Annotated in this window: 15 protein-coding genes; 9 read left to right on the forward strand and 6 right to left on the reverse strand. The window is 63.5% G+C overall.

Annotated features, from left to right (window positions below; genetic code table 11):
* Positions 1-194 precede the first annotated feature (194 nt).
* Both D886_RS0118200 and D886_RS0118205 read right to left on the reverse strand, forming a co-directional pair.
* The gene (locus D886_RS0118200; protein WP_027595271.1) at positions 195-1,121 is read right to left on the reverse strand and encodes a FecR domain-containing protein; all 927 of its coding nucleotides are present in this window, start codon (positions 1,119-1,121) and stop codon (positions 195-197) included.
* Positions 1,118-1,612, reverse strand: coding sequence for a sigma-70 family RNA polymerase sigma factor (locus tag D886_RS0118205; protein WP_027595272.1), 495 nt, complete (start codon positions 1,610-1,612; stop codon positions 1,118-1,120). Before D886_RS0118205 ends, D886_RS0118200 begins: the two co-directional genes overlap by 4 nt.
* A gap of 196 nt (positions 1,613-1,808) precedes the next feature.
* Between D886_RS0118205 and D886_RS0118210 the strand changes: the two genes are divergently transcribed.
* From D886_RS0118210 to D886_RS0118235, 6 genes are all read left to right on the forward strand, one after another.
* Positions 1,809-2,114 carry a DUF3649 domain-containing protein gene (locus D886_RS0118210; protein WP_027595273.1) on the forward strand — a complete coding sequence of 102 codons (306 nt, stop codon included), beginning with the start codon at positions 1,809-1,811 and terminating at the stop codon, positions 2,112-2,114.
* Positions 2,111-3,694 carry a PepSY domain-containing protein gene (locus tag D886_RS0118215; RefSeq protein WP_027595274.1) on the forward strand — a complete coding sequence of 528 codons (1,584 nt, stop codon included), beginning with the start codon at positions 2,111-2,113 and terminating at the stop codon, positions 3,692-3,694. The genes D886_RS0118210 and D886_RS0118215 overlap by 4 nt, the downstream gene beginning before the upstream one ends.
* On the forward strand, positions 3,688-4,014 hold the full coding sequence (locus D886_RS0118220) for a DUF3325 domain-containing protein (RefSeq protein ID WP_027595275.1): 327 nt from the start codon (positions 3,688-3,690) through the stop codon (positions 4,012-4,014). Before D886_RS0118215 ends, D886_RS0118220 begins: the two co-directional genes overlap by 7 nt.
* Positions 4,015-4,018: 4 nt before the next feature.
* Positions 4,019-4,594 carry an RNA polymerase sigma factor gene (locus tag D886_RS0118225; protein WP_027595276.1) on the forward strand — a complete coding sequence of 192 codons (576 nt, stop codon included), beginning with the start codon at positions 4,019-4,021 and terminating at the stop codon, positions 4,592-4,594.
* On the forward strand, positions 4,591-5,574 hold the full coding sequence (locus tag D886_RS0118230) for a FecR domain-containing protein (protein WP_027595277.1): 984 nt from the start codon (positions 4,591-4,593) through the stop codon (positions 5,572-5,574). The genes D886_RS0118225 and D886_RS0118230 overlap by 4 nt, the downstream gene beginning before the upstream one ends.
* A gap of 151 nt (positions 5,575-5,725) precedes the next feature.
* Positions 5,726-8,116, forward strand: a complete 2,391-nt coding sequence (locus D886_RS0118235; protein ID WP_027595278.1) for a TonB-dependent receptor — start codon at positions 5,726-5,728, stop codon at positions 8,114-8,116.
* Here the strand turns inward: D886_RS0118235 and D886_RS0118240 are convergent.
* On the reverse strand, positions 8,113-8,988 hold the full coding sequence (locus D886_RS0118240; RefSeq protein ID WP_027595279.1) for a helix-turn-helix domain-containing protein: 876 nt from the start codon (positions 8,986-8,988) through the stop codon (positions 8,113-8,115). The genes D886_RS0118235 and D886_RS0118240 overlap by 4 nt on opposite strands.
* Positions 8,989-9,245: 257 nt before the next feature.
* Between D886_RS0118240 and D886_RS0118245 the strand changes: the two genes are divergently transcribed.
* Positions 9,246-10,151 carry a DMT family transporter gene (locus D886_RS0118245; RefSeq protein WP_027595280.1) on the forward strand — a complete coding sequence of 302 codons (906 nt, stop codon included), beginning with the start codon at positions 9,246-9,248 and terminating at the stop codon, positions 10,149-10,151.
* A gap of 41 nt (positions 10,152-10,192) precedes the next feature.
* Here the strand turns inward: D886_RS0118245 and D886_RS0118250 are convergent, their stop codons facing one another.
* The 3 genes from D886_RS0118250 to D886_RS0118260 all read right to left on the reverse strand — a co-directional run bounded on the left by D886_RS0118250 (position 10,193) and on the right by D886_RS0118260 (position 13,244).
* On the reverse strand, positions 10,193-10,897 hold the full coding sequence (locus D886_RS0118250; RefSeq protein ID WP_155951446.1) for a hypothetical protein: 705 nt from the start codon (positions 10,895-10,897) through the stop codon (positions 10,193-10,195).
* A 222-nt stretch (positions 10,898-11,119) separates the two neighbouring features.
* Positions 11,120-12,094, reverse strand: a complete 975-nt coding sequence (locus D886_RS0118255; RefSeq protein WP_027595282.1) for a D-glycerate dehydrogenase — start codon at positions 12,092-12,094, stop codon at positions 11,120-11,122.
* 202 nt (positions 12,095-12,296) lie between these two features.
* Positions 12,297-13,244, reverse strand: coding sequence for a LysR family transcriptional regulator (locus D886_RS0118260; RefSeq protein ID WP_027595283.1), 948 nt, complete (start codon positions 13,242-13,244; stop codon positions 12,297-12,299).
* A gap of 191 nt (positions 13,245-13,435) precedes the next feature.
* Between D886_RS0118260 and D886_RS0118265 the strand changes: the two genes are divergently transcribed.
* Positions 13,436-14,965, forward strand: a complete 1,530-nt coding sequence (locus tag D886_RS0118265) for an efflux transporter outer membrane subunit (RefSeq protein WP_027595284.1) — start codon at positions 13,436-13,438, stop codon at positions 14,963-14,965.
* Positions 14,962-17,139 (forward strand): FUSC family protein, encoded by a 2,178-nt coding sequence (locus tag D886_RS0118270; RefSeq protein WP_027595285.1) that lies wholly within the window; start codon positions 14,962-14,964, stop codon positions 17,137-17,139. Before D886_RS0118265 ends, D886_RS0118270 begins: the two co-directional genes overlap by 4 nt.
* Positions 17,140-17,141: the final 2 nt, after the last annotated feature.

Here is a 17,141-nt window from a genome sequence, read left to right on the forward strand (position 1 = left end):
AAATCTGCGGCTGCTGTGCAGCCTATGGCCGGCAAGCCAGCTTCCACAGGGTCCTCACAAGGTCTGAGCCTGCGCAGTTACCTGTGGGAGCGGGCTTGCCCGCGAAGAGGCCGGAACAAGCACCACAAGACAGTTGCTCCCACAGGGGCTGTAGTGATTGCGAGGGTGGCGCTGTAGGTGGGGGCCCGGCGACCTCATGTCAGGCTATCGACCGTCACCCAGTACCGGGTAAACCGTCGCACCCGCACCGGCAATGCCACCTCCAGCATCTGCAGAATTCGCTCACTGTCATCCAGCGGGTAAGACCCGGAAATCCGCAAGTCGGCGACCCGCTCGCTGCACCCCAGTTGCCCCTGCCGGTAGCGGCCGAGCTCGGCCAGGAAATCCCCCAGGCGCATCTGCGACGCTACCAGCATGCCGTCGACCCAGGCCCCGGCATTGCGGTCCAGCGCTGTGACCGCCCGCCAGCCGTTGCCCCCCAATCGGGCCTGTTGCCCTGCCAGCAAGGCCTCACCCGACACACTGGCGACGCCACTGAACACCGACACCAGGCTGAACCCGTCGTACTGGCGCACGTTGAAACGGCCGCTGTCCAACTGCAGCGCAGCTTCGCCGGTGCGCAGCAGCAAGGGCCGGGCATCCTTGGCCACCTCCAGCGCCAGTTCGCCTTCGAGCAGGCGCACCACCCGCTGGTGCCCATCAAAGCGCACATCGGCGGCGCTACGGGTATTGAGTTGCAGCAGGCTGCCGTCTTCCAGGTTCAGCCGCCGACGCTGGCCGACTGGGCTGCGGTAGTCGGCCATTAGCCCTGGCAACGGGTTGTGCTGCTGCAGCCCCAACCCTGTGGCACTGGCCACACCGAGCAGCAGCAAGGCCTTGAGCGCACGCCGTCGAGCGGCCGATGGCGGCGCTTGCAGCGTCGCATGCACCACGGGCGAAGCCACCCCGCGTAGCCGCTGATTGACCTGCTGAATATGCGCCCAGGCGCGCTGGTGTTCGTGGTCGGCTTGTAACCAGTGCTCCAGCGCCAACTGCTGGGCCCGGTCAAAATCAGCACCCTGGGACTCGATCAACCAATGCACGGCCTGCTCGGCTACCTGCGGAGAAAACTGGGTATTCACAGGGCGAAGTAACAGCGCATGGCCGCCTTGTTCAGGTAGCGTTTGACCGTGGCCAGTGACACGTTCAGCTCACGCGCGATTTCGCCCTGGCCCAGGCCGTCGACCTGCGCCAGCAGGAAGGCACGCTTGACCAGCGCTGGCAGGCCATCCAGCAGGCGGTCGAGCTCCAGCAGCGTCTCGAAGATGATCGCTTTCTGTTCTTCGCTCGGTGCCACGTCTTCCGGCACTTGGGCCAAGGCTAGGAGGTAGGCGCGTTCCAGTTCCTGGCGCCGAAAGTGATTGCACAGCACCCGCTTGGCGACCGTGGCCAGGAACGCCCGGGGTTCGATCAATTGCGGTGTCTCGCGTGCTTGAAGCAGGCGTACGTAAGTGTCCTGTGCCAGGTCGGCGGTACTCTGCGGGCAGCCAAGGCGGCGGCGCAACCAGCCGGTCAGCCAGTTGTGATGGGCGTGATAGAGGCCTTCGACCGTGGAGGAAAGGGCGCTGGACACCGTGGATACTCCGGCGCCAAGATGCGCGATTGGAAGTAATAATTGTTCGCATTGTAGTGGGCGACCCGGTGCTCGGCAATCCTCCAGGGGCGGATCGCCAGCCCGTCAGCGATGGGCGGCTAAGCAGCGGCAATATTTTGCTTATGCGAATTGAAATCATTATTATTGCAGCCCCGAAAATGCCCGGACCTCCGCCATGAAGCGCAACGCCGCCGGTCTCCCGCTCAGCTACCGCCTGGCCGTGGCCTCACGCTGCCTGGCTGCAACGCTGGGCGGTTATCTGCTGGCATCCATGGCCAGTGTCAGCATCGCCCTGCTGGCGCCCTTGCCACGGGTCGACGCGACACTCACGGGCTTGCTGTTGTCGTTCGTCTTCTACGTGCTGGCGTTCATCTGGTGCTTCGCTTGCCGTAGCGCCTGGCGTGCCTGGTGGGGCGTGCTGTTGCCAAGCGTGCTGCTGGGCGTGGTCAGCGGTTTTGCCTACTGGATGAAAAACCCATGAAAGAAGGCTTTCGCCAGGCCATGGCCTGGTTGCACACCTGGACCGGCCTGATCTTCGGCTGGTTGCTGTTCGCCATCTTCCTCACCGGCACGCTTTCGTACTTCAAGGACGAGATCAACCACTGGACCCAGCCCGAGGTGCGTAGCCATGCGCTCGACCCTGTAAACAGCCTGGGCTTGGCCCAGCGCTACCTGGAGGCCAACGCCGCGCACGCCAGCAACTGGATGATCCGCTTGCCCAACGCGCGCGAGGCGGCGCTGAACGTGGGCTGGCGCGACCCCGAGGCGGGGCGCCGCGGCTTTGTCAGCAAAAGCCTCGATGCGCAGACTGGCCAGCCGGTCGAGGCGCGCGATAGCCGTGGCGGCGAATTTTTCTACCGCTTCCACTTCCAGCTGGAGATGCCGTACCCGTTCGGCCGTTGGCTGTCGACGTTCTGTGCCTTCATCATGCTGCTGGGCTTGGTTACCGGGATCATCACCCACAAGAAGATCTTCAAAGAGTTTTTCACCTTCCGCCCTGGCAAAGGCCAGCGCTCCTGGCTGGACGGGCACAACGCAATCGGCGTGCTGGTGCTGCCGTTCCACCTGATGATCAGCTACAGCAGCCTGGTGCTGTTCATGTACATGGTGATGCCTGCCGGCATTCTGGCCAGCTATGGCGGCAATACCGGCGAGTACTTCAACGAGCTGTTCGGCCGCGACGATGCGCCCAAGGCTGCCAACGTCGCGACGCCCCTGGTGCCGTTGCCGACGCTGTACGCCAAAGTCGAGGAACTGGCGCCGGGTGCACGCATCGGTTTCATCCAGCTGCAAAACCCCGGTGACCGCAATGCCCGTGTCACCTTCACCCAGTCCTCGGCAGACAATGTCGCCTACCGGCGTAGCACCCACTGGACCTTCGATGGCGCCAGCGGCGCGCTGCTGACCCAAGGTGCACCGGAGAGCGGTGCGATGATGACGGCCTTCAGTTTTGCCGGCCTGCACATGGGCAATTTCGCCGGGCCCTGGCTGCGCTGGTTGTACTTTGTCTTCGGCGTGGCCGGTACAGCAGTCATCGGCACAGGGTTGGTGATGTGGCTGGGCAAGCGTCAGCTCAAGCATGCCAAGAGCGCGCACATGCCCGGCGAATTGCGCTTGGTCGAGGTGCTCAACATTGCCAGCATGAGTGGCCTGCTGCTGGCGGTGGCAGGGTTCTTCTGGGCTAATCGGCTGATCCCTGTGGCTGCCGAGGGCCGCGCCGATTGGGAGGTCAACACGTTCTTCCTGGTCTGGGCATTGTCGCTGGTGCATGCCGTGCTGCGATCCGGGCGCCGCGCCTGGGGAGAGCAACTGGCGCTGGGCGCGCTGGCCTTCGCCTTGCTGCCGCTGCTCAATGGCCTGACCACAGGCCAGGGCCTCGATCAGTCATTGCGGTCTGGCGACTGGGCCATGGCCGGGTTCGACCTCACGGCGCTGGCCACCGGCGTGTTCCTGGCGTGGACGGCCAGCAAAATGCTGCGCCCGGCAAAGCCGGTTACCAAGCGCGCCTCACGCGCGGCCCAAAAACCGACGGTCGAGGGCGGCGAGGTGAGCGGATGCTAGGTAGTGCGCTGATCGGCTTCGCGGGCTTCGTCGCCCTGTGCCTGGCCATGGAAAAACACTTCAAGGAGCTGCTTGGGCGCAAACCGCAGGCGCAACAGTTGCATGTGCTGCGCGTCGGTGGCTGGCTGCTGCTGGTGCTGTCGCTGGTACTCAGCGTGCACATGCGGGGGTGGGCGCATGGCCTGGTGGAGTGGATAGCGGTGTTGATGGCGGGGGTGACCCTGTGGGTGTTCGCCCTGCCGTACCAGCCCCGCCTGTTGTTGGGCCTGGCCGCCATCAGCGTGGTGCTCGGCCCGCTGTTGGCCGTGCTTGGTGTATGACGCCTTGAGCGAGCCGGGTGACGTGATCGAGCCAGACGCTGACCATACTGGCGGGCGTGCGCGCTTCGTGCAGGTGTTTCTGGCGCAGCGTGCGCGCATGGAGGCATTGGTCAGCCGCCGGGTCGGTTGCCGGGCCACGGCATCGGACCTGGTCCAGGAGTTGTTCCTGCGCTTCTGGCGCCGCCCCGAGGTCAAGGTGCAAGCACTGGACACCTACCTTTTGCGCTGCGCCGGCAACCTTGCCATCGACCACCTGCGCAGCGAAGGCAGCCGCGAGCGCGTGGCTGAAGCCACGCAAGCCGTGGATGAGCAGTCCAGCGCTGCAGAACCTGAGCAAGCCCTGGAGGTCGATCACGACCTGCAACGCATCGAGGCTGCGTTGCGTGCCTTGCCCGATCGCACGCGGCAGATCTTCCTGCTCAATCGTATCCACGGCTGCACGTACAGCGAGATCGCCACGGCCATGCAACTGTCCCAGAGCGCCGTTGAAAAGCATATGATGCGCGCCCTCGAAGCGTGCAAGGCGAGTGTCGCCGAGCCCGTTTCCACCCTACGCAGGCCAGGGAGCGCCCGTCGATGAGCCGTCCGAATCCGATCACTGCCGCGCAGTCACAGGCCGCGCTGCAGTGGCTGAGCCGCATCAACGAACAGCCTGAGCAAGCCCAAGGTGCGGCGTTCAAGCGTTGGTTGCTGGCCGACCCGGGGCATCGAGAGGCGTACGCACAGGCTCAGGCGCTGTGGCAGATGAGCGCGGCGCCAGCGGCGCGGCTGGCCGATGAAGAGCGTGAGGGCCTGCAAAAGTACCTGGATGCCATGGCCAAGGCGCCTGCCCGAGGCCGTTGGCGCCAACGCGTCGCCGCCTTGGCGGTTGCAGCCTGCCTGGTGCTGGCGGTTGGCACCGTGGGGGGGTGGCACCCTGGCTACTGGCTGCAGGACCTGCAGGCCGACTACCGCAGCGCCGGGAACGTCCGCCAGGTGACCCTGGCCGATCAATCGCAGGTGACACTAGATGCAGGCAGCGCAATCACGGTCGACTTCGCCCAGGGCGAGCGCCGTGTGCGGCTGCTGCGCGGGGCGGCGTTCTTCCAGGTCACCCACACCGGCGAGCCGTTTATGGTAACTGCCGCAGGCGGTGAGGTGCGGGTGCTGGGCACCCAGTTCGAGGTGCGTGAGCAGGGGGATGGCGCGCAGGTGACCGTGCGCAGTGGGCGGGTCGCGGTGACGCCGGGGCAAGGCGCGGCCGCCCGTGAACTGACGGCCAATCAGCAGCTGGCTTACGTTGACGGCCATGCGGGCAGCACCGTGAGCGTAGACAGCGAGAGCCGCCTGGCTTGGCGCCAGGGCTGGCTGAATTACTACCAAGTGCCGCTGGCGCAGGTGGTCGAAGACCTCGGGCGGTACTACCCGGGGCGCATCCTGCTGCTCGAGGGTGAGTTGGGGCAGCGCAAGGTCAGTGGCAGTTTCCCGGTGCAAGCGCCTTTGGCAGCGCTCGATTCACTTGGCAATGTGATGGGCTTTTCCCGGCAGACCGTCTTGGGGCGGTTGACGATTATCCGCTAGGCACCTGTTCCAGAACCTGTGGGCTTGCCCGCGAAGAGGCCGGCCCAGGAAAAAAATTCAATTAACGGATGAGGTAACAGGACGTGGCATCCGTGTAATGAGTGGAAGTGCGATTCATTCGCAATCAACACCCACTTACAGGTCAGCGTCCATGAAGTTTACCCCGCGTTGCGTCCCCCTCTGGCTCGGCCTTTCGGTGTGCCCGGTCATCGCCATCGCACCGCTGGCCGGGGCGGCCGAGCAGGTACAGGCGTACACGTTTGCCCAGCCGAGCCAACCTTTGGCCCAGGCGCTCAATGCCTTCAGCCGAGCCACCGGCCAGAGCGTGGTGTACACCCTCGAGCTTCCTGGCCTGCAGGCCCCTGCCCTCAACGGCACCTTCAGCGCAGAGCAGGCGCTGCAGCAATTGCTGGGCACTTCCGGCCTGGCCTGGCGCCGCGTCGATGCCCGCACCTTCACCCTCGAAGCCGTGAGTAACGCCGGGGCACTCAACCTGCAGGCCACCACCGTGACCTCGCAGATGGACGCCTACAGCTATCAGCCCCCGGCCACGGCCTCGATCATGCGTGGCCAGGGCCCGAACCAGGACATCCCCCAGGCCATCAACGTGGTCCCGGCCCAGGTCATTCGCGACCAGGCCCCGCGCAACCTCGATGATGCCTTGACCAACGTCAGCGGCATTACCCAGGGCAACAACTTTGGCGGCACTTCCGACACCGTGATGAAGCGCGGCTTTGGCGACAACCGCGACGGTTCGATCATGCGTGACGGCATGCCCATCGTGCAGGGCCGCAGCCTTAATGCCAGCACCGAGCGGGTCGAAGTGCTCAAGGGCCCGGCCTCGCTGCTGTATGGTATCCAGGATCCAGGCGGGGTCATCAACGTGGTCAGCAAGCGCCCGCAACTGCAGCAGTACAACGCCCTGACGGTGCGTGGCTCGACCTACGGCAGCGGCAAAAATGGCAGCGGTGGTGGTTTCGACAGCACCGGCGCACTCGGCGACAGCAACTTCGCCTACCGCCTGATCGTCGACCACGAAGATGAGGACTACTGGCGCAACTTCGGTGTGCACCGCGAATCGCTGGTAGCGCCGTCGCTGGCCTGGCTGGGCGAGGACACCCAGGTGGTGGTGGCGTACGAGCACCGTGAGTTTCTTTACCCGTTCGACCGCGGCACGGCCTTTGGCAGCAACGGCCACCCCTTGGACATTCCGGCCACGCGTCGCCTGGATGAGCCATTCAACGACATGGAAGGGCGCTCTGACCTGTATCGCCTAGAGGTCGACCATCAGTTGGCCGACGATTGGAAGCTGCACTTCGGCTACAGCTTCAACCGCGAGACCTACGACGCCAGCCAGGTCCGCGTGACGGGCGTCAACGAAGCCACGGGCACGCTGACGCGCAGCATCGACGGCACGCACAACGCCATGAGCCGCGACCAGTTCGCCACCCTGAGCCTTGCGGGCAACGTCGAGCTGGGCGGCCTGCAGCATGACCTGTTGTTCGGCCTCGATCACGAAGACCGCAAGGTATTTCGTGGCGACCTGATCCGCCAGACGGCGCAGTCTACCTTCAGCTATGAAAACCCGGTCTACGGCCAGGAAGTGGAGGGCAGCAACGTGCGCGCCAGCGACAGCGACCAGACCGACAAACTGCGCACCGACGCGCTGTTCGTGCAGGACGCCCTGCACCTGGATGAGCACTGGATCCTGGTGGCCGGTGCGCGCTTCCAGCAGTTCGACCAATACGCCGGCCGCGGTCGCCCGTTCAAAGCCAATACCGACACTAGCGGCCAGGCCTGGGTGCCGCATGCCGGCATCGTCTACAAGGTCGATGACCAGCTGTCGTTCTATGGCAGCTACAGCGAGTCGTTCAAGCCCAACTCCAGCATTGCGCCGTTGACCGGCGGGGTGGTGCTGGATGCGTCGGTAGCGCCCGAAGAGGGCAAGTCGTGGGAGCTGGGGGCCAAGCTCGACATGCCAGGCAGCCTGACCGGCACCTTGGCGCTGTTCGACATCACCAAGCGTAATGTGCTGGTCGCCAACTTCGACACGGGTACCGGCGAGACGGTCTACAGCAATGCTGGCGAGGTCAATTCACGCGGTGTGGAGCTTGACCTGACTGGGCAGCTCAGCGAGCGCTGGAGCCTGATCGGCAGTTATGCCTTTACCGATGCCAAGGTCACCAAAGACCCGGACCTTGAAGGCAACCGCCTGCAGAACGTGGCCAAGCACAGTGGCTCGCTTTCGGCGGTGTATGACTTTGGCCGCGTGTTCGGTGGTGACCGGCTGCGCTTTGGTGCTGGGGCCCGTTATGTGGGCGAGCGTTCGGGCAACTCGACCAACACTTTCGACCTGCCCAGCTATACCGTTGCTGATGCATTTGCCACGTACGAGACCCAGCTCGACGAACACAACGTGCGCCTGCAGTTGAACGTGAAGAACCTGTTCGACAAGGTTTACTACAGCTCGGCAGTGAACCAGTACTTTGTCGCAGTTGGCGATGCGCGGCAGGTGAGCCTGTCCAGCACCTTCGAGTTCTAAGGGCTGAAGGCTGTGCGATAGTCGCCAGGCGTCGCTCCGAATGCCTGGCGGAAGCGGTTGCTGAAATGGCTGGCACTGGCAAACCCGCACAGCAACGCCACCTCTCCCAGCGGCAGGTGACCCAAGCGCAGCAACTGGCAAGCACGGTGCAGCCGTCGTGCCAGCAGGTACTGGTGTGGCGGCAAGCCGAAACTGGTGCGGAACATGCGCGCGAAGTGGTACTCGGAAAGGTTGCAGCGCAGGGCCAGTTCACCGAGGGTGATGGGCTGGTCCAGGTGCGCCTCGATGTACTCCACCAACTGCCGACGCAGGTTCGGCGCCAAGCCGCCTTTCAGGCGCAGCCCTTGACGTAGCCCAACCTGGCTGAGCACTGCGTGGTCGACGATTTCATGCGCCAGGCTGCTGGCCAGCAGGCGCTCGCCGGGCTCGTCCCAGGCCAGGTTGATCAACTGGCGAAAGCGCGCCGACTGTTGCGGGTCATCGAGGAACGTCGCCTCCTGCAGCTGCAATTCCCGCGGCTCACGGTCCAGCAGGCGCACGCAACCCAGGGCGAACTGCGCCTCGCTGACGTACAGGTGCGCCAGGCGGATCGCGCCGTTGACCACCCAGTTCGACTCATGGCCGGCCGGCATGATGCACAGCTTGTTCGGTGCGCCCTTGTCGGCCGGTCGCTGGCGACGGAAGGTGCCGGTGCCATCGGCGATGTAGCACGACAGCGTGTGATGGCTGGGCGCCTGGTAATCGCGGGCATCGTCGCGGTTGCGCCACAGCGCCGCAGCCAAGCCGTCGCCCAGGTGCGCGCTCAGCTCCAGGCGGGCGTGGGGCGAGGCATGCATGGCATTGAAGACTTGCAGCTGGGAGAGTGGGGTCATGGGCGATTCCTCTGAGGCCATCGTACTGCGCTTGCGTTGCGCTGACAGCTACCTGGGTTGGAAAAGCGCAAGTTTGTGCAAGCGCAGGGCAGTGGCCAGGGGGAACACTGGGGGCCCTGGCGAGGGCTGCGCCCTCGTTCGCAGGCAAGCCAGCTCCTACAGGTACGGCGCCGTCCTCCTGTAGGCGCTGGTTTGCCTACGATGGGCCGCAAGGCGGCCCCAGGTTGTATGGTCGAACGCCTGAGGAGGCCCCACCTGTGAACCTGTCCCTGTACCTGCTCACCGTCCTGATCTGGGGCACCACCTGGATCGCCCTGAAACTGCAACTGGGCGTGGTCGCCATCCCGGTGTCCATCGTCTACCGCTTCGCTTTGGCCGGCCTGATCCTGTTCGCCATCCTGTTGCTCACCCGCCGCCTGCAACCCATGAACCGCCGCGGCCACCTGATCTGTCTGGCCCAAGGCCTGTGCCTGTTCTGCGTCAACTTCATGTGCTTCCTCACCGCCAGCCAGTGGATCGCCAGCGGCCTGATCGCCGTGGTGTTCTCCACCGCGACCCTGTGGAACGCACTCAACGCCCGGGTGTTCTTTGGCCAGAAGATCGCCGCCAACGTGTTGGGTGGCGGTGCACTGGGGCTGCTGGGCCTGGGTTTGCTGTTCTGGCCCGAACTGTCCCACCATGCCGCCAGCCGCGAAACCCTGTACGGCCTCGGCCTGGCTTTGCTCGGCACGCTGTGCTTCTCGGCCGGCAACATGCTGTCGAGCATGCAGCAGAAAGCAGGGCTCAAGCCCATGACCACCAATGCCTGGGGCATGGTCTATGGCGCGGCGATGCTGACGGTTTATTGCCTGTTCAGCGGCATTCCCTTCGCCATGGAGTGGAGCACGCGTTACATCGGCTCGCTGATGTACCTGGTGATCCCGGGTTCGGTGATTGGCTTCACCGCCTACCTGACCCTGGTTGGGCGCATGGGGCCGGAGCGCGCGGCTTATTGCACGGTGCTGTTCCCGTTGGTGGCGTTGAATGTGTCGGCATTTGCCGAGGGGTACCAATGGACGGCCCCAGCGTTGCTGGGGCTCGTCGCGGTCATGGCGGGGAATGTGCTGGTGTTTCGCAAACTGAAAGCCAAACGCATTTCTACAGTCCCCTTACTCAGGTCATGATGCTGAAGTATCGGTGGGTGAAATACCGCCCGACACAGATTTCACGATGCGCTGAATGTGACAGTGACGGCCTCTGTATCTCTAGATTCGTTACCTGCGCGTGAGAGGGCCGTATACATAAGGGTATACTCGCCATAAATGGGTTTTTCATCAATGAAGAATGTGTTTTTAGGTATTTTACCTATGATGGGTTCACCCTCTTTCGCGCGTGGAGGTGTCGTCAACGTCGCGCTAATCTTCTCGGGTCCGGTTATAGTAACAATGCAGTAGTCTCCAACTCTGTTATAGGTGAAAGGTGGGGCTGTAAAATCTAAGCCGTCATAGTTGTCGAAGTAGGCGAGGTTGAATTCTGTGGTATCCATCTCCAAGGGAGGCGCTTGGATGGGTTTTTTTAAGTCGACGGTGAAAGAGGTTGTGACTATCTTTTCAGAACCATCTTTTGTTTTTAATGAATATTCCAGGGATTGTTTCTTGCTTTTTTTGAATCGAGCCGAAGGGAGCTGAAAGTGTAGCTGGTCGGGAAGCTTTTCCTTGTATTCATCATCAAAGATTGGTACGCCGCTCTCACTGGAGTGCATAATGTAAAAATAGGAGGGAACTGGCCATTCGCTTGTTTTGGGGATGGTTATATTCAAAAAATCTTCCATCTTAGCGGTGTTGATGAGGTTCTCTTCAGGTCCCGGGATCATTACACGGTCATCAAATTCGATTTTTTCAAAAGTAGGTTCTTTGTTGTTGTCTTTCATTTTGGTAGTCCTCAGAATAGCAATGAAGGTAGTGTTCTTCTGCATTGTTAATCTGAGGTGTAGCGGGTGTCACCTAGCAAAAATGATAGGTGCGTAGCGTTGGCAATGGGCCAATAAGCGAGTTGTTTCAGATTGCTCGCTTATCGCAACGGGTGTGTGCAGAGGGAGTGCGCCATTCGCCAGCAGCTTTGCGAATGGCGCGATAAAGTCAGTTGAAAACGCTCAATGCTTCCACACCTGCGGGTTCACTAAATCCTGCGGCCGCTCGCCCAGCAGCGCCGCACGCAGGTTGTCCATCGCCCGGTTGGCCATGGCCTCGCGGGTTTCTGCGGTGGCCGAGCCGATGTGCGGCAGGGTCAGGGCGTTGGGCAGTTTGAACAGTGGAGAATCGCTCAGCGGTTCCTTCTCGTACACATCCAGGCCGGCACCGCGAATCGTGCCGTTCTGCAGGGCTTCGATCAGCGCTGCTTCATCGACCACCGGGCCGCGGGCGATGTTGATCAGGAAGGCGCTTGGCTTCATCAGCTTCAGCTCCCGTGCACCGATCAGCTTGCGGGTGGCGTCTGACAACGGCACCACGATGCAGACGAAATCGGCTTCGGCCAGCAGTTGCTCCAGGCTGCGGAACTGCGCCCCCAGCTCTTGCTCCAGTGCGGCCTTGCGGCTGTTGCCGGTATAGATGACCGGCATGTTGAACCCGAACCGGCCGCGGCGGGCAACGGCGGCGCCGATGTTGCCCATGCCGACGATGCCCAAAGTCTTGCCGTGCACATCGCTGCCGAAGTGCGCCGGGCCGACGGTGGCTTGCCACTGGCCGGCCTTGGTCCAGGCATCCAGCTCGGCCGTGCGCCGGGCGCAGCCCATGATCAGCGAGAAGCCCAGGTCTGCGGTGCTTTCGGTGAGTACGTCGGGAGTGTTGGTCAGGGCGATGCCGCGTTCATTGAAGTAGTCGACGTCATAGTTGTCGTAGCCGACCGAGACGCTGGACACCACTTCAAGCTTGGCCGCGCCTTCGAGTTGCGCACGGCCAAGCTTGCGGCCGACGCCAATCAGGCCGTGGGCCTCGGGCAGGGCTTCGTTGAACTGGGCGTTGATGTCGCCGAGCTTGGGGTTCGGCAGGATCACGTTGAAGTCTTGTTGCAGGCGCTCGGCCATGGCCGGGGTGATGCGGCTGAAGGCCAGGACGGTCTTTTTCATCGGCAACTCTCTGCAAGGCTAGGGTGGACTGCCAGGCAGTTGACCGCGTTGCGGTCATTCGCAGCACAAGGCTGCTCCTACAAAGGTCGGTGTAGGAGCAGCCTTGTGCTGCGAATGGAGGGCATCGCCCTCCCATGGTCCTGGCGCTGGAAGCAATGGTTAGCAACCTACCATTGCTCCTCCCCTCAATGCAGCATGTTTCTCAGTTGGCGATCTGCACCTGATGGGTTTTCAGGTCTGCCTCATGCGCTGCCAGAATTTCCGGCAGCGAGTTGCGCAGGTATTCAACCCAGGTCTTGATCTTGGCATCCAGGTATTGGCGCGACGGGTAGATGGCGTACAGGTTCAGCTCTTGCAGCCGATACTCGGGCAGCACCCGCACCAGGCTGCCGTCACGCAGCCCGTCGATGGCCGAATAGATCGGCAGCACGCCCACGCCCATGCCACTGCGGATCGCGGTTTTCATGGCGTCGGCGGTGTTCACCTGGAACGGCGAGCTGGTGATGTTGACCATTTCCTGGCCTTCCGGGCCGTCGAACAGCCACTTCTCCAGCGGGATCACCGGGCTGACCATGCGCAGGCAGGCGTGCTTGAGCAGGTCGGCAGGTTTGTGTGCGATGCCGTTGCGCACGATGTAGTCGGGCGAAGCGCAGACGATGCTGTAGGTGATCCCCAAGCGCTGCGACACGAAGCCCGAGTCCGGCAGCTCGGTGGCCAGCACGATGGACACGTCGTAGCCCTCGTCGAGCAGGTCCGGCACGCGGTTGGCCATGGTCAGGTCGAAGGTCACGTCCGGGTGCGATTCGCGGTAGCGGGCAATGGCATCGACCACGAAGTGTTGGCCCACCCCGGTCATGGAGTGAACCTTCAATTGCCCGGCCGGGCGGGCATGGGCGTCGCTGGCCTCGGCCTCGGCTTCTTCAACGTAGGTAAGAATCTGTTCGCAGCGCATCAGGTAGCGCTTGCCGGCCTCGGTCAGCGCGATGCGGCGGGTAGTACGGTTGAGCAGCCGAGTTTGCAGATGGGCTTCCAGATTGGAGACCGCCCGCGACACGTTCGCGGTGGTCGTATCCAGTTGCGCCGCGGCAGCCGTGAAGCTGCCAAGCTGGGCTACGCAACTGAAAGCACGCATATTTTGCAGGGTGTCCATGGGTCACTCTCAAGGTAGAGGACAAAATTGTGTCACGAAGTAACGACGAAGTTATTAAAAGATGCCTTCGACCAAAGGCTGATTATCGCGCGTTTGGTAACAAAGATTCGCAGGAATATGCGCTTATCGCCAGTCCTGCCGCCCCCTAGAATTGCCCGGCCCCTCCACCTCTTCCTCGGGAAATCGCAGCTGTGCCGCGTCGCATCATCAGAACGCTTCAAGTGTTCAGTGCCTGTGCCCTTACCCTCACCTTGAGCGGCTGTATCGGAACCTGGGGCATTGCCCCGCAAAGCAAGACATTACACGCCAATACCCTGACCACCGACGCGGCGATACGCGAAGCGGCCACCGACGCGCACTGGCCCGACCAGCAGTGGTGGCAGGCCTATCGCGACCCGCAGCTGAACCGCTGGGTCGCATTGGCCGTCGAGGGCAGCCCGAACCTGGCCATGGCCCTGGCGCGGGTGCGCGAGGCCAAGGCCATGGCCGGTGTGGTCGAGTCGGCAGAAAAGCTGCAAGCCAACGGCCAGGCCACACTCAAGCGCCACAACTGGCCCGAGGATCAGTTCTACGGGCCTGGTGCGCTGTCGGGCGCCAATACCTGGGACAACAACGCCGCCATCGGCTTCAGCTATGCGCTCGACCTCTGGGGCCGCGAGCGCAATGCCAGCGAGCAGGCTGTGGACCAAGCGCACATGAGTGTGGCCGAGGCCCGCCAGGCACAGCTCGAGCTGCAGAACAACGTGGTGCGTGCCTATATCCAGCTAAGCCTGCACTTTGCCCAGCGCGATATCGTCAAGGCTGAACTGGAGCAGCAGGAGCAGATCCTGGCCCTGGCCAAGCGTCGGCTGGACGCAGGCATCGGCACCCATTTCGAAGTCAGCCAGGCCGAAGCGCCGCTGCCCGAAACCCATCGTCAGCTCGACAGCCTTGACGAAGAGATCGCCCTGACCCGCAACCAGCTTGCTGCGTTGGCCGGCAAGGGGCCAGGGGAGGGCGCGCAGATCCAGCGCCCGACCCTGACCCTCGGCGCCCCGCTCACACTGCCGTCGGCGCTGCCCGCCGAGCTGGTCGGCCAGCGCCCGGACGTGGTTGCCAGCCGTTGGCAGGTGGCCGCGCAAGCCCGTGGCATCGACGTCGCGCATGCCGGCTTCTTCCCCAATGTCGACCTGGTCGGCAGCCTCGGTTTCATGGCCACGGGCGGCGGCCCGCTGGAGTTTCTCACCGGGCGCAAGTTCAACTACAACGTCGGCCCGGCAATCAGCCTGCCGGTCTTCGACGGCGGCCGCCTGCGCTCGCAACTGGGCGTCGCTTCAGCGGGCTATGACATGGCCGTCGCGCGCTACAACCAGACCGTGGTCGGTGCGTTGAAGAACATCTCCGACCAGTTGATCCGCCGCGAGTCGATGAAAGAGCAATCGCACTTTGCCGCCGAATCGGTCGCCGCCGCGCAGAAGACCTACGACATCGCCATGGTCGCCTTCCAGCGTGGCCTGACCGACTACCTCAACGTGCTCAACGCGCAGACCTTGCTGTTCCGTCAGCAGCAGGTACAGCAGCAGGTGCAGGCCGCCCGCCTGATCGCCCATGCCGAGCTGGTCACCGCCCTCGGCGGTGGCCTGCAAGCGGGCAAGGACGTGCCGGAGCAAGAGCGCCAGGCCGCACCGAAAACCCCGGCCACCCTGGCCATTTTCGACAAGCAGCCGGATAACGCCGAATGAGCACCTCAAGCCTGCCCGTGCGCTGGCTGCAGAGCCTGGAGTGGCGCCGGGGCTTCTTTGCCTGGGCGCGCACCGATGGCGTGACCTGGGTCTACATCTTCAAGGTGCTGGCCGCCGCCTTCATCACCCTGTGGCTGGCCATGCGCCTGGAACTGCCGCAGCCGCGCACGGCAATGATCACCGTGTTCATCGTCATGCAGCCGCAAAGCGGCCACGTGTTCGCCAAGAGTTTCTACCGGGTGCTCGGCACCCTGGCAGGCTCGGCGATGATGGTCGCGCTGATCGCCATCTTCCCGCAGAACACCGAGCTGTTCCTGCCCAGCCTGGCCCTGTGGGTCGGCCTGTGTTCGGCAGGCGCGATGCGCTACCGCACTTTCCGCGCCTATGGCTTCGTGCTGGCCGGCTATACCGCGGCGATGATCGGCTTGCCGGTACTGGAGCACCCCGATCAAGCCTTTATGGCGGCCGTGTGGCGGGTGCTGGAAATCGCCCTGGGGATTTTGGTTTCAACGTTCGTCAGCGCCGCGATCCTGCCGCAGTCGGCCAGCGCCGCCATGCGTAACGCCCTCTATCAGCGCTTTGGTGTGTTCGCAGGCGTGGTGGTCGAAGCCCTGCGCGGTGATAGCCAGCGCGACCGTTTTGAAAGCAGCAACGTGCGTTTCATCGCCGAGGCTGTGGGCCTTGAAAGCCTGCGTAACGTCACCGCCTTCGAAGACCCGCACATGCGCAGGCGCAGTGGCCGGTTGGTGCGCATGAACAGCGAGTTCATGGCCATCACCACGCGCTTCAATGCCCTGCACCGGCTGCTCGAACGCCTGCGCGCCCGTGGCCCGCTGCAGATCGTCAGCGCCATCGAGCCGGGCCTGGACACCTTGGTCGAACTGCTTCAGCCCTACGTGGGCCGCGCCTTGACCGACTCCGACGCGCTGCGCCTGACGCTAGAGCTGGCCGCCTACAAGGAGGGCCTGCAAGCCCAGGTGCGTGGCTTGCGCGCCGAGTATCAGCAAACCAACCCCAGCGAGTCCGACCTGCTCGACTTCCACACGGCCTTCGAGCTGCTGTATCGCTTTGTCGACGAGATGTTCAGCTACGCCGAGACCCATGCCTCGCTGGCCGTGCACAAGCACGAGCGCGAGCAGTGGGACGAGCCCTATGTGGCGCAGACCAGTTGGCTGGTGTCGTTGGCTGCTGGCGTGCGCGCCTCGGCGGTGCTGTTGCTGCTGGGCAGTTACTGGTTGCTCAGCGACTGGCCCAGCGGCGCCATGATGACGCTGATCGCCACGGTCACCGTGGGCCTGTCGGCGGCGTCGCCCAACCCTAAGCGCATGTCATTCCAGATGGCCTGTGGCACGGCGATCGGGGCCTTCGTCGGGTTCTTCGAAACCTTCTTCGTGTTCCCCTGGATCGACGGATTCCCGCTGCTGTGCATGGTCCTGGCACCGGTCTTCGTGCTGGGGGCGTTCCTGTCTTCGCGGCCGGCGTACGCCGGTTACGGCATCGGTTTGCTGGTGTTTTTCGCCATCGGTTCGGTGCCCAACAACCTGACCGTCTACGACCCTTACACCTTCATCAACGACTACATCGGCATGGTCATCGGCATGTTCGTCTGCGCCGCGGCCGGGGCGATCATCCTGCCGCCCAACAGCCGCTGGCTGTGGAGCCGGCTGGAGCAGGAACTGCGTGAACAGGTGCTGTTCGCCATCAGTGGTCGCTTGCGCGGCCTGGGTTCGGCCTTCGAGAGCCGCACCCGCGACCTGCTGCACCAAGCCTATGGCCTGGCTGCCGGCAAGCCGAAGGTGCAGAGCGAGCTGATGGGCTGGATGTTCACCGTGCTGGAAATCGGCCACGCCATCATCGAGCTGCGCAAGGAACAGGCCCGCGCCCCGATCCACCCGGCCTACGCCGAGTCGCAGCCATGGCGCCAGGCCATCCGCGTCATGGGCCGCGCCCTGGCGCGTTTGTTCCTGCAGCCCAGCGCCAGCAACCACGAGCGCGCACTGGTGGCGGTGGACCATGCCATCAGCCGCGTGCAGGCCACCGACGAACCCTTCGCCCGGCATTTCGACACCTCGGTGCTACGCCGCGCGCAAAGCTACCTGCACTTCATCCGTTCTTCCCTGCTGGACCCACAGTCGCCGCTGGCACCGGCGAAAGGACTGCACCATGCCCCGTGAAA

The sequence above is a fragment of the Pseudomonas sp. LAIL14HWK12:I7 genome (assembly GCF_000483465.1).
Lineage (GTDB): Bacteria > Pseudomonadota > Gammaproteobacteria > Pseudomonadales > Pseudomonadaceae > Aquipseudomonas > Aquipseudomonas kermanshahensis.